The sequence below is a fragment of the Rhodopirellula baltica SH 1 genome (assembly GCF_000196115.1).
GTDB lineage: Bacteria > Planctomycetota > Planctomycetia > Pirellulales > Pirellulaceae > Rhodopirellula > Rhodopirellula baltica.
In genome coordinates this window covers 5,305,661-5,318,550 of the sequence record NC_005027.1, presented here as the reverse complement: position 1 = coordinate 5,318,550, position 12,890 = coordinate 5,305,661, and the positions used below count along the sequence as shown (strand labels likewise).

Sequence of the window (12,890 nt, the reverse complement as noted above, 5' to 3'; positions counted from 1 at the left end):
TTAGATCCAGAGTTTCAGCCGGTCGTCCAGCATGCCGGGCAATGCCTTTTTGACAAAGCGTCGGATTTGGACGTCGGTGTAACGCGTGCTGGCGTGAGACCCGATGATCAGTTCGTTTTTAAAGTTGTCCGCTCGTTCGCGATAGTCATCCACGTGCATGTGACCATGTTTGTGGATTTTCGATCGACGATGTTCGGGCGCAGCAAACGTGAGTTCGCTGATCAAAATTTTGGACTCATAGAACTCGGGGTTGTTATCCAATCCCTTGGGTGACGTGTCGCCGGTGTAAGCGAACACCGGCACACGTTGCTCGGTGGTGATCTCGGTGCCTGCCATTTTAAGATCGCGAATTTTTTCGCCGGGCAGGTCCAGGTACTCGGGTTTGAGTTTGTGACGACGTTGATAGACGATGAACCCGAGTGCATCGATCGTGTGATGCACGTTCATTGACTTCACAACGTACTCGCGACCGATTTTGGTTTCGTCGCCATCGAGCAATCCGACCAGTTCGCATGGCATCGCACCGCGATCAAGGCTGCGGAAGGTTTGCAACATCTTCCAGGCCATGTCGACCGCTGAATCGGGCAGGTAAATGACGGGCGGGTCCATCTTCATCATTCGTCGCCGAGACACGTACGCGGGGAGGGCCGCGATGTGATCCAGGTGCGCATGCGAGATGAACATGGTCGGCGTGCCCATGAAGTCCCAGGGTTGGACCCCGACATCAAACAGGAGTTTGAGTTCGTTGACACGCCAGCAAGTTTGCACGGCGGCACGCGAATAGCCCTCGATCGTCAGTCCATCATGGACATGCGAGAGAATTGGAATGTTGTCGACCATCAACGCATCCGGATCGGCATGTTGCTGTTGTCGATCGAGTCGGTGCCGTAGTTGTCGACTTCGTTGACGTTCAAATTGTCTGAATAGCGTTCGGTCCGCACGACTTCGATTTCACCTTGGTCGTTTTGGTCGACTGCGGCACCGTGGTGCCGAGTCAGTTCCAACATGGCCAGGAACCAACCGATGTAGGCCGATTTGTGTTGCCCGGCGGGCACCAAATCGACCAGCGGAACGCGGGGGTGGGCCGCCAATTCTTTGTGGATCTTTTGCATGTAGACGTGAATGGGGGTGTCGTCGTAAATGACCTCGGTGGCTGGCGGCCCGGCGGATTCACGCATGATCCGTCCGAAAGCACTGACCAAGTCCCAAATTTCCAGTTCGACGATGGGTTGATCGGCGGGGTCGTTGCGGCGGGTCGGGAGGTCGTCGGCGACGCGTTCAAATCGGGTTTGCCAACGAGCGGACATTTCGTCCAGGACCGCTGCCGCGTCGCGAATTTCTTTGTATTGCAGCAGGCGTTCGACCAACGCTTCGTGCGTGTCCTCGACCGTTTCTTCTTCGGTTTCATCCTCAATCTTGGGCAAAACAGCCTGGCTTTTCATTTCCACCAAGGTGGCGGCCAGTTCCAGGAAATCACCGACTTCGCCCAGATCAAGTTCCTGGAGCACATCCAAGTGAGCGACGTATTGGTCGACCACTTTGGCCAGCGACATCTCCGTCAGCGACAATTCTTGGCGGCGGACCAAGTACAGCAGCAGATCGATTGGCCCTCGATAGACCGGCAAATCGATGCGAAAGCTCATGCAGTGGGTCGCTCAGGATCGGAAAGGGCTGAAAGTAGGTGAATGAGGGACAAAAACGGGAGGAACAGGTTCGAGAGGCGAGCTGGTTCCGGCGGAATCGGGTGCCGAAGCGGAGCTATCAGCGAACATTCGGCGTCTGGAAGTGCTCTGTCCCGGCAGATCGGGCAGCGAGTTTGCAGCGATTGGCCCGAAGCCCTTGGCAGCGTCAACCTCCAAAATTATCATGCGTCGCTCTTGATCGCGACCCTTCCGTTGTATTTGTCGCGTCTTCGACGCGATTGGCGATCTTTTTTGCTCTCACATGGCGACTCACAGGCATTTTCATGGCCAGTCCCAACCAACGTCATTTGCTCTCGGCGCTCGTTCAAAACGTGCCCGGAGTGCTTGCACACATTTCCGGAATGCTCGCTTCCCGCGGTTACAACATTGATTCGTTGGCTGTCGGTGAAACGGAAGATCCAACGCTTTCGCGAATGACGTTTGTCGTTGTCGGCGACGACCAAGTCCTCGACCAAGTCCGCAAACAACTCGAGAAAATCGTCACGGTCGTGCGTGTGCTGGATATCAGCTCCAACGATTACGTCGAACGCGATCTCCTGCTGGTCAAAGTCACCGCTCCCGCTGGTGGCGTCCGCAGCGAAATTCGCGAATTGGTCGATATCTTCCGCGGTCAAATCGTCGATGTCGGCGAAGGGGAAGTGATGATCGAAATCAGCGGCCGAGCCAACAAGGTCCAGGCTTTCATCGAACGAATCGATCGCTATGGCATCGTCGAATTGGTCCGCACGGGCCGAATCGCGATGGTTCGCAGTGGTTCGCAAGTCACCTCGAGTGAGCCCGCTGCAGAAACCGTCCAAGCCTAACACCGATTCAGTACCGATCCCTTCCAAATCATCTTTCCCCACACACCCTGAGTGACTTCTCATGGCAGCCACCATTTACTACGAAAACGATGCCGACCTATCTCACCTGAAAGGCAAGAAGGTCGCGATCTTGGGTTACGGTTCGCAAGGACACGCCCAAGCTCAAAACCTGCGTGACAGCGGTTGCGAGGTCATCATCGGCCAGCGTCCCGGCAGTGCGAACTACGACTTGGCCGTCTCGCATGGGTTCGAGCCCATGTCGATCGCAGAAGCCACCAAGGCAGCCGACGTCATCAACGTGTTGCTTCCCGATGAAGTTCAAGCGGACATCTATCGCGATTCGATTCGTGACAACCTGTCCGAAGGCAACGTGTTGATGTGCTCGCACGGTTTCAACATTCACTTTGGTCAAATCGATCCTCCCAAGGGCATCGACACTCTGCTCGTCGCCCCCAAGGGCCCCGGCCACTTGGTCCGCAGCGAGTACGAAAAGGGTGGCGGCGTTCCCGCATTGATCGCACTGGGTGAAGGTGCATCGGAAACCACCAAGCAAATTGGTTTGGCATACGCCAAGGGCATCGGCGGAACTCGCGGTGGTGTCATCGAAACCACCTTCGCCGAAGAAACCGAAACCGACTTGTTCGGCGAACAAGTTGTCTTGTGCGGCGGTGTCAGCGAATTGGTCAAAGCTGGTTTTGACACTCTGGTCGAAGCTGGTTACCAGCCTGAAATGGCTTACTTCGAGTGTATGCACGAGCTGAAGTTGATCGTCGATTTGTTGTACGAAGGTGGTTTGAGCTACATGCGATACAGCATCAGCAACACCGCTGAATACGGCGATTACGTCACTGGCCCACGTATCATCACCGATGAAACCAAAGCCGAAATGAAGAAGGTTCTCGAAGAGATCCAACAAGGCGAATTCGCTCGCAAGTGGATCAGCGAAAACCGTGCGGGTGCTCCTTTCTTCAAGGCAACCCGTCGTCGCGAACGTCTGCACGGTGTCGAGCAAATCGGTCTCGGCCTTCGCCGCATGATGAACTGGATCGACGAAAAAGAAGTTTGATCCGGTGGGCGGCCCCGTTGAAGATTCAGGCCGCACTCCAAAGGTCACCGGTTCGGTCCAAGACTGGACGCAATTGCAAATCGATTGCGTCCGCCGGTGGCACGATGAGCCCATGGCCAACCCGTACTCGGGTTGGCTGAGATGGGTGTGCCAACAACATGCTTTCAATTTTGAGTTGTGGCACGAAGAAGACGTCGCACGCAATCCAAGCGTGACCGACGCTCGCATCGCTGAAGTCAAACGTTCCATCGATCGGCTGAATCAACAGCGAAACGATTGGATCGAAAAGCTGGACGATGCGATCACGGAATCCATCCAGCAATCGAGCGTGGTGGTTGCTGAAGACGCTCCGATCAACACCGAGACGCCCGGCAGTGCGATCGATCGGTTGTCGATCATGTCACTGCGCCTGTTCCACTATGCCGAGCAGTTGCAGCGGCAGGATGTGGATGCCGAACACCGATCCAAGGTGGAGGCAAGGTGGTTGCTCTGCCAAGTCCAGCATGCGGATCTGTCAGCGTCGCTGCAAACCTTGATCGATGACATTTTCGCTGGCCGCAAACGTCACAAGACGTACCGGCAAATGAAGATGTACAACGACCCCAGCCTCAACCCTGAAATGTCGGACTCGTAGGCCAGGTCTCCGTAGCCGGATTCGCCAAGAATTCGGACGGGCATGGGCAAGCCGTGTCGGCGGGCAACCTGTAGCACGGCGGTCTCCGCCGTGAACTTCCCCTCAGCATCCGGCAACGCACCCCTCACGCTCCGAATTCTTGGCGAATCCGGCTACATCTTTCTGTGCTCGCCTCGCTTTGTTCCAAAGCATCGGTTGGGATGCCATGTGGAACATGGCCTACGTGGCGTGTGTCTCCGAATTCGCCAGGAATTCGGATGGGCATTGCAGAGCCTTGTTGACGAGAAAGAACGTTGCTAATCCGTAGGCCAGGTTGTACCTGGCGGTGGTGATTGGCCGGTCATTTGCGATCTTGCGAACGTTGCTGGGACGCCTCGCTTTGTTCCAAAGCGTCGGTTGGGATGCCATGGGGAACGGAGCCGCAACCTGTAGCACGGCGGTCTCCGCCGTGAATTTCCCCTCAGCATCCGACAACGCACCCCTCACGCTCCGAATTCTTGGCGAATTCGGCTGCATCTTTAATCCGGCTACATCTTATGCGTCCAATCCATACGCCTTGATCGCGTTGTCGGTGAAGAAGGCGGCTTGTTCGTCTTCGCTCAATTCCGAGGCGAGTTGGCGAACGGTGTCCAGCCATTGTTTGTGGCCGGTTCTGAGCAAGCACACGGGCCAGTCACTGCCAAACATCAGACGCTTCGGGCCAAACGCTTCCAGGGCCACGTCCCAGTACGGGCGGATGGTTTCGATGTCCCAGTCCGCGTCGCGAACTTCAGTGGCGACGCCGGAAAATTTGCAGGTCAGGTGTTCGCGGCGAGCGAGTTCTCTGAAGTGCGGTTCCCACTGGGGATCCATCGTGCCGCCCGAGATCGTTGGCTTGGCAATGTGATCGACGACCATCGGCAAACTTGCGTGGCGGTCAGCGAAATCGATCGCAGCGGGAAGTTGTTTGGCGAAGATCAGAATGTCATAGACCAAGTTGTGTTGGCCCAGCAGCGAGACGCCGTGGTTGAACGCTTCGCCATCGAGAAAGCGGTCATCTGGTTCGTCTTGGACAACATGTCGCATGCCGACCAGTTTGTCGCGTCCCGAGACGGATTCCAACTGAGATTCCATGTCGGGATCCGCCAGTCCGATCCAGCCGACCACGCCGCGAATCAGGGGTTCTTCGCTCGCGATTTTTAGCAGGTCGTCGGTTTCCTGCATCGACTGGCGAGCTTGAACGCTGACGAAGCCATCGACTCCGCTCTCGCTGGCAATTTCGCGAAGTTGAGCGGCGAGGAAGTCCTGGCGTAGGACGCTCATGTCGTCGCTGATCCAGCCGTATTCTGCCGGATCATAGGCCCAAAGGTGGTGGTGCGAATCGATCAACATGATGATTTTCTCTATAGAGAAATGTGGTGTGGGGAAGGTGTTCGCGTGGCAGAACGCGCGTGAACCACATCCTATCTCGCAACGCCAGCATGGGAACCTGAAGGCAGGTTGGAGTGTCCTGCTCAAGCGGCAAAATGGTCCCTGACGGGCCGCTGCCGGTCCCGCGCTCACTTCGGTGGAGGGTCACCGAGATTCGGTTGCACTCGTCACCCCATTTGAAAATTGCGTTCGTCTCTGCCGTTCGGGTTGCTCGTTTGTTGGTAGGCGACGAAGATAACGGTTCAAAGGTGCGGGAAAACAGCGTCTATTCTCATCCTCTTTGATTTTCATCCCTTCGCCTGCTTTTGGGTTATCCATGTTGCAAGCCACGTCGACTGATCAGCTTCTCGCCGAACTCATCCGCGAACGCATTTTGATGCTCGATGGTGCGATGGGGACGATGATCCAGCGATTGGAATTGGATGAAGCGGCGGTGCGTAGCGACCGGTTCGCGGACCATCACAAAGACCTGAAGAACTTCTCGGACATCCTTTGTCTGACGCACCCTGAGAAGATCACCGAGATCCACTCCAAGTACTACGAAGCGGGCAGCGACATCGTCGAAACGAACTCGTTTGGTGCTTCGCCGATCGGGATGGTCGAGTTCGATCTTCCGCTGGAGCTGGTCAACGAGATCAACGTCGCCGCGGTCGCGTGTGCTCGCAAAGCCGCGGATCAATGGACCGAGAAGACACCCGACAAGCCTCGGTTTGTCGCCGGTTCGATAGGTCCGACGACGATGCAGCTCGCCATCAGCACCGATGTCGAGGACGCGGCCTTCCGAGCGACCACGTTCGACAAATTGGCCGACAGTTACTACGCCCAAGTGAAGTCGCTGTGCGAAGCCGGCGTGGACATCTTGCTGCCCGAAACCGCCATCGACACGCTGAACCTGAAGTCATGCCTGTTTGCGATTCAGCGTTACTTTGACGAAGGTGGTCGGCGGGTTCCCGTGATGGTGTCGGGGACCTTCGACAAGGGCGGGCGAACGTTTGTCAGCGGTCAAAGCGTGGAAGCCTTCGTCACCGCGCTTTCGCACTTCCCCGTGTTGTCGGTTGGGATGAACTGCGCACTCGGGCCAGACATCATGCGTCCGCACGTCGAAGAAATGTCCAAGGCGACCGGGTTGCCAATCAGTTGCCACCCCAACGCCGGGTTGCCCAACGAGATGGGCGCGTTTGACTTGGACCCCAAGCCAATGGCCGAGATCGTTGGTGAGTACGCGGATAACGGCTGGATCAACATTCTAGGCGGATGTTGCGGTACCACTCCCGATCACATCCGGGTGATGACCGAACGGGTCCAAGGTTGCAAACCCAAGCAAGAAGACAAGAGCGGTCCGGTTTGGACTCGTTTGTCAGGTCAATTGCCGATGGTGATGCGTCCTGAGATTCCCTTCACGATGGTCGGTGAACGCACCAACGTGACGGGCAGTCGCAAGTTCGCTCGTTTGATTCGCAACGAAGAGTACGACGAAGCCGTTGAGGTTGCTCGCGAGCAAGTTGAGAACGGTGCGACGATCATCGACGTGAACTTCGATGATGCGTTGCTCGATGGCGTCGAAGCCATGACGCGATTCCTGCGTTTGATTGCGGGTGACTCCGTCGTGGCCGCCGTTCCGGTGATGATCGACAGCAGTCGCTGGGAAGTCATTGAGGCTGGTCTGCAAAACGTGCAGGGCAAAGCGATCGTCAACTCGATCTCTCTGAAGGACGGCGAGGAAGAGTTCCTGCGTCGTGCAAGGTTGGTGCGCCAATATGGTGCGGCAACCGTCGTGATGGCATTTGACGAAGAAGGCCAAGCAGCCGACGAAGACAACAAGGTCCGAATCTGCAAACGGGCGTATGACTTGTTGGTCAATGAAGTTCATTTCCCACCCGAAGACATCATTTTTGACCCCAACATCCTGACCGTTGCGACGGGGATGGAGGAGCACAACAACTACGCGGTTGATTTCGTCAACGCGGTTGAGCGGATTAAGAAAGAATGTCCCGGTGCGAAGACCAGCGGCGGTGTCAGCAACATCAGCTTCAGTTTCCGTGGCAACGATCCAGTTCGCGAAGCCATCCACAGTGCGTTTCTTTACCGAGCGGTGAAAGCTGGTTTGGACATGGGGATCGTCAACGCGGGGCAGTTGGAAGTTTACGAAGAGATCCCGAAGGACTTGCTTGAGCATGTCGAGGATGTGCTTTGGAATCGTCGTGATGACGCGACCGATCGGATGTTGGAATTCGCAGAGACGGTCAAAGGCAGCGGCAAGAAAAAGTCCGGCGAAGACCTGACTTGGCGAGAGAACTCGATCGAAGAACGGATGAAGCATGCTCTGATCAAGGGCATCGACAAGTACATCGTCGAGGATACAGAAGAGGCTCGCCAGCACTACGACAAATGCTTGCATATCATCGAAGGTCCATTGATGGCTGGCATGAGCGTGGTCGGCGATTTGTTCGGCCAAGGCAAGATGTTCTTGCCTCAGGTCGTGAAGTCCGCACGCGTGATGAAGAAAGCGGTCGCTTATCTTGAACCGTTCATGGAACAGGAAAAAATTGAGTCCGGAACGCAAGATCACAAGGCCCGCGGCAAGTTCCTGATCGCGACGGTCAAAGGCGACGTGCATGACATCGGCAAAAACATCGTCGGTGTGGTGCTGCAGTGCAATAACTACGAGGTGATTGACTTGGGCGTGATGGTTTCCAGTGAGAAAATCCTGGAGGAAGCCGTCAAGCAAGACGCCGACATGATCGGTCTGTCAGGGCTGATCACACCCAGCCTCGATGAAATGGTTCACGTCGCTCGTGAGATGAAACGTATTGGGATGAAGAAGCCGTTGTTGGTCGGTGGTGCAACAACCAGTGCCAAGCACACGGCGGTTCGGATCGCACCGGCTTACGATGGTCCGGTACTGCACGTTTTGGATGCCAGTCGCAGCGTGGGTGTCGTAGAGAAGTTGCTCAGCGATGAGTCTCGCGATGCATTCTTGGAAGCCAATGTCAGCGAACAAGAGAAGCTGGTCAGCAGTTTTCGCGAACGCAAACAGACTTTGGTTTCTTATGAACAAGCTCTCGAGAAACGGTTCCAAACGGATTGGGAAACGGTTCGCATCGACCAACCGGAGTTCATTGGAACGAAGGTTCTTGAGGACTTCCCGCTGGCAACGCTTCGCGAATACATCGATTGGTCGCCGTATTTCATGACTTGGGAACTGAAGGGCAAGTACCCGAAGATCTTCCAAGACGAAACCGTCGGTCCGATCGCGAAAGAAGTGTTCGAGAAAGCGAACAAGATGCTTGACCGAGTCATCGATGAAAAGCTGATCCGAGCCAAAGGCGTGTATGGTTTCTGGCCAGCGGCATCGGACGGCGATGACATCATCGTTTACACCGACGAGTCTCGCACCGAAGAACGCACGCGATTCCATTGCTTGCGTCAGCAGTGGGAGCGTCGCGGGCAAAAGGATTTTCGCTCGCTGGCCGACTACATCGCCCCAGTCGATAGTGGTCGCAAGGACTACCTCGGTGGCTTTGCCGTGACCGCTGGATTGGGTGCGGAAGAATTGTCGATGCGATTCAAAAAGGAGCTGGATGACGAGAGTTCGATCATTGCTTCGGCGGTGGCCGATCGTTGTGCGGAAGCCTTCGCGGAATACTTGCATCAACAAGTCCGCCAGCAATGGCAATACGGCAAGGAAGAGAACCTGTCCAACGAGGACATGATCGCGGAGAAGTACCGCGGCATTCGGCCGGCGGCTGGCTATCCTGCGTGTCCCGATCACACGGAGAAGCGAACGCTGTTTGACTTGTTGGAAGCCGAGAAGAACACCGGGATCAACCTGACCGAGAGCTATGCGATGTCGCCAGGAGCCAGTGTCAGCGGTTTGTACTTCTCACACCCCGATGCCAAATACTTCACCGTCGACCGAATGACGAAGGATCAAATCGAATCGTATGCGGCTCGCAAGGGCTGGCCAATTTCGGAAGTTGAGCGTTGGTTGTCACCCAACTTGGCGTATGACCCATCCTGATCGTCGGTGGCTGTGGTTGGTCAGTGGGATCATCCTCGCATTTTTAGTGCGAGGTTCGATCGTGCTGGCCAAACTGGATTCGTTGGATGCGGATCCGGATGCCTATCGAGTGATCGCGGAAACGCTGGCCCAAACCGGTACATTCGGTTTGATGGGCAATAGTGAGGTGGCAACCCCGACCGCGTTTCGACCGCCGTTGTACCCGTGGTTGCTATCGTTCTTCGTCGATGCGGATGGCAGTTTGGCGTCCGGTTGGGTGGCCATGTTGCATGTGTGTTTGGGTGTTCTGACGATCGTTTTGACCTGGGATGTCGCTCGCAGGTGGTGGTCCGAGCGAGTTGCTTGGATCGCAGCGGCACTGGTGACGATTGATCCGATGCTGCTGTGGCAATCGACTCTGGTGATGACGGAGACCATCGCTACGGCACTGACCGTGATGGTTTGGTGGTGGTGGGTGGCGAGGATGAACCCCAATCCCGCTGTTGTCACATTGGACGACGGTGACCTGATCAATTCATGTGACCGATCACCTTCGCGACCGATCATTGATGCCGTTGTCTTTGGCGGATTGTTGTCGCTCACCGTGTTATGCCGGCCGACGTTCTTGGTTTGGGCGGCGATGTTGATTCCGGCGTTGTTTTTCATCGGTCCGAGTTGTCGGACAAGGCGATTGGCCCGTGTCGGCGTCGTGGGTTTGATTCTCGTTGCAACCGTTGGACTGTGGACGTTGAGGAATGTGTCGCAGCTTGGTCACCCGATTTGGGCGACCACTCACGGTGGCTACACATTGCTGCTGGCCAACAACGATTCGTTTTATGACTCGTTGGACAAGTCATCGATTGAATGGAAACCTTGGGAACGCACGCCGTGGGATCCGACTGAGTTCTTCGCTGAGTACGAAGCTCGCGAAAGGGGGTTCGACGAAGTCTCGGATGATCGAGTGGCCTACGAGATGGCCAAGTCCACCATCTCGAATCGGCCGGCGATGTTTGCTTGGTCGTGCATCGCTCGGGCGACGAGTCTTTGGCATCCGTTTCCTGCCCGCACGCCCGATCGATCGATGATGGTCGTGCTGGTGATCGGGCTGTATCAGACGGGACTGTTGTGGATGGCTGTGTTGGGAATTGCCAAGCACTGGCGTTTGTGGTGGCATCCCAACGCTTGGCCTGCGTTCGCGTTGGTGATCACGCTGACCGCAGTGCACAGTGTGTACTGGAGCAACCCACGGATGCGTTCACCGGTCATTCCCATGTTGGCCGTGGCAGTCGCGTGTGGCATGGTGCCAAGACAAGCGGATCAAACCAAACCGACGTAGCCGGATTCGCCAGAATACGGGCACTCAAGATCACAACCCGCCGCGTCAGCAAGGTCGTTCAGTGTTCGTCCGAAATTTGGCGATTCCAGCTACGGTGAAAGGCGATCGTTGCTCCAATCAGCCGACGGCCGTTAGGCCCGGTTCTCGTCCCGTGAATTCCGGGCGATGGCGATCCAGATAGGTTCAAGTGAGGCCTTGCTGACGCGGCGGGTTATGAACGGGGGGCCGAGTTCTTTGATTGGATCAGCGTTGTTCGAGCAACGATCGTTGACGTTCGTATTTGTAACCGGGCATGAAGAAGCACCCCGCTGCAACGATGCCAAAGATCAAATGAGCGGCAGATGGGAACACCGCCATCGCCACCGAGGTTGCGAGCAAGAGCACTGTTTGAATGTAAAACGCTCCACTCAGCATGCCGGCTTTGATCAGGAAGACCATGGCAGTGATCACACCCAACATTGGTGCCAATCGCAGTGGTTCCAGTCCGATCCACCATTCCAAGGGAAACAGCAAGGCCGTCGCAATCAGGCTGGCGCCCCAGACGTGAGCGACTTGTCGTTCAATGAACGTGACTGGTCCCATGCGTTGACGCAGTTTCCAAAAAACGGCGGCCCAGGCACTCAGTCCGATCACCCAAACGAAAACATAGATCCAACGTTCATTGATTCCAGCAAGTGCCATTTGCCAAGTCATCAGACTGGCAACCAACAGCACCAACGAATGCCACATCCAAAGCAGCCCCCACTTTTCAAGCACGGCCGCGTGATGGGTTTCGCGAAAGACTCTTGCGAGGACTTGGTTGAAGCGACCGCTGCGAGCGGAGACACGTTCATCGGCGAGGTAGGCTTCGATGTCGTTAGCGAGGGCTTCCGCGGTTGGGTATCGCAGGTCGGCTGGTTTTTGCAGGCAACGAATCGTGATCATCTCGAGATCACGATCCAAACTTGGGCGCAAGGCTCGCGGAGGCGTGGGGTCTTGTTCCGTGACCAGCATCACCAGTTCCATCGGTGATTCCGCGACGAAGGGAGCTCGTCCGGTCAAAGCGAAGTAGAGCACGCAACCAAGGGAATACACATCACTGGCGGGACCGATGTCACCGCGACGGCCGCCGGCTTGTTCGGGCGACATGTATGCGGGGGTGCCGACCAACATGCCGGTTCGGGTCAGGTCCATCTTGGCACCGACTTGTTTGGCCAACCCAAAATCCGTGATCATCGGTCGCCCGTCTTTGGCGATCAGGATGTTGCCCGGTTTGATGTCACGGTGCAGGATACCGGCTTGATGAGCCACCGCGACGGCGCGAGCGATTTGGGCGACCATGCGTGCCGCCTCACGTGGTGCCATGGGACCGCAGGCGACTCTTTGGGACAGGGTTTGTCCTTCGATGAATTGCATGCTGAAGAATGGCCGGCCTTCGATGTCACCGACTTCGTAAACCGGCACAATGCTGGGGTGATCCAAGGATGCGGTTGCCGCGGCTTCGGCCATGAAGCGTTGCAGATCCGCGTCGCTCGCCAAGCGACCGCGAAGGATCATCTTGATTGCGACTTCACGGTCCAGCGATCTTTGGCGGGCACGAAAAACCACGCCCATGCCGCCACGACCGACTTCTTCCAGCAAATCAAAGTCGCCGATGGTTGTCGGCAACCGAAGGCTACGCCAACGACTCGATGAGTCTTCGGCAATATCGGGGACATCCGGAACCATGGGGGCTTCATCGTAGGCGGTGCCAGCGGTGTCGGTGACCAACACGGCTCCCCACAATTGTTTCAAGTCATTTGCAAGCGTCGGATGCTGCTCACAAATGGCGTGGAAGTCGACGACTTGGCCCTGGCAAACTTTGTCCGTCAGTTCCGCCAGCACATCCGCAAGGTATTGATCGTGCGTCCGAGCTTCATCGGATGAGCCGGTGTGCGACGGGTCTGGTGAAGAGGCCAT

11 protein-coding genes are annotated in these 12,890 nt (G+C 56.3%); 5 read left to right on the top strand and 6 right to left on the bottom strand.

Features of this window, described 5'->3' with window-relative positions; all coding sequences use genetic code 11:
- Together RB_RS20255 and RB_RS20250 are read right to left on the bottom strand one after the other, a co-directional pair.
- Positions 1-840 (bottom strand): MBL fold metallo-hydrolase, encoded by an 840-nt coding sequence (locus RB_RS20255; protein WP_007339871.1) that lies wholly within the window; start codon positions 838-840, stop codon positions 1-3.
- Complete coding sequence (locus RB_RS20250; protein ID WP_007327962.1) at positions 840-1,643, bottom strand: segregation and condensation protein A; 804 nt, start codon at positions 1,641-1,643, stop codon at positions 840-842. The genes RB_RS20255 and RB_RS20250 overlap by 1 nt, the downstream gene beginning before the upstream one ends.
- A gap of 323 nt (positions 1,644-1,966) precedes the next feature.
- Between RB_RS20250 and ilvN the strand changes: the two genes are divergently transcribed.
- The 3 genes from ilvN to RB_RS20235 all read left to right on the top strand — a co-directional run bounded on the left by ilvN (position 1,967) and on the right by RB_RS20235 (position 4,206).
- Positions 1,967-2,506, top strand: a complete 540-nt coding sequence (gene ilvN / locus RB_RS20245; RefSeq protein ID WP_007339870.1) for an acetolactate synthase small subunit — start codon at positions 1,967-1,969, stop codon at positions 2,504-2,506.
- A gap of 61 nt (positions 2,507-2,567) precedes the next feature.
- Positions 2,568-3,572 carry a ketol-acid reductoisomerase gene (gene ilvC / locus RB_RS20240; RefSeq protein WP_007339869.1) on the top strand — a complete coding sequence of 335 codons (1,005 nt, stop codon included), beginning with the start codon at positions 2,568-2,570 and terminating at the stop codon, positions 3,570-3,572.
- A gap of 4 nt (positions 3,573-3,576) precedes the next feature.
- Positions 3,577-4,206 (top strand): DUF4254 domain-containing protein, encoded by a 630-nt coding sequence (locus RB_RS20235; protein ID WP_011122508.1) that lies wholly within the window; start codon positions 3,577-3,579, stop codon positions 4,204-4,206.
- A gap of 124 nt (positions 4,207-4,330) precedes the next feature.
- Here the strand turns inward: RB_RS20235 and RB_RS28615 are convergent, their stop codons facing one another.
- The 3 genes from RB_RS28615 to RB_RS20220 all read right to left on the bottom strand — a co-directional run bounded on the left by RB_RS28615 (position 4,331) and on the right by RB_RS20220 (position 5,577).
- Positions 4,331-4,507 (bottom strand): hypothetical protein, encoded by a 177-nt coding sequence (locus tag RB_RS28615; RefSeq protein WP_164922960.1) that lies wholly within the window; start codon positions 4,505-4,507, stop codon positions 4,331-4,333.
- Positions 4,426-4,614 (bottom strand): hypothetical protein, encoded by a 189-nt coding sequence (locus tag RB_RS20225; RefSeq protein WP_164922283.1) that lies wholly within the window; start codon positions 4,612-4,614, stop codon positions 4,426-4,428. Before RB_RS20225 ends, RB_RS28615 begins: the two co-directional genes overlap by 82 nt.
- A gap of 126 nt (positions 4,615-4,740) precedes the next feature.
- On the bottom strand, positions 4,741-5,577 hold the full coding sequence (locus tag RB_RS20220; RefSeq protein ID WP_164922282.1) for an amidohydrolase family protein: 837 nt from the start codon (positions 5,575-5,577) through the stop codon (positions 4,741-4,743).
- A gap of 355 nt (positions 5,578-5,932) precedes the next feature.
- Between RB_RS20220 and metH the strand changes: the two genes are divergently transcribed.
- Both metH and RB_RS20210 read left to right on the top strand, forming a co-directional pair.
- Complete coding sequence (gene metH / locus RB_RS20215; RefSeq protein WP_164922281.1) at positions 5,933-9,637, top strand: methionine synthase; 3,705 nt, start codon at positions 5,933-5,935, stop codon at positions 9,635-9,637.
- On the top strand, positions 9,624-10,952 hold the full coding sequence (locus tag RB_RS20210) for an ArnT family glycosyltransferase (protein WP_164922280.1): 1,329 nt from the start codon (positions 9,624-9,626) through the stop codon (positions 10,950-10,952). Before metH ends, RB_RS20210 begins: the two co-directional genes overlap by 14 nt.
- Before the next feature lie 243 nt (positions 10,953-11,195).
- Here RB_RS20210 and RB_RS20205 read toward each other — a convergent pair whose 3' ends face one another.
- The gene (locus RB_RS20205) at positions 11,196-12,890 is read right to left on the bottom strand and encodes a serine/threonine-protein kinase (RefSeq protein ID WP_011122500.1); all 1,695 of its coding nucleotides are present in this window, start codon (positions 12,888-12,890) and stop codon (positions 11,196-11,198) included.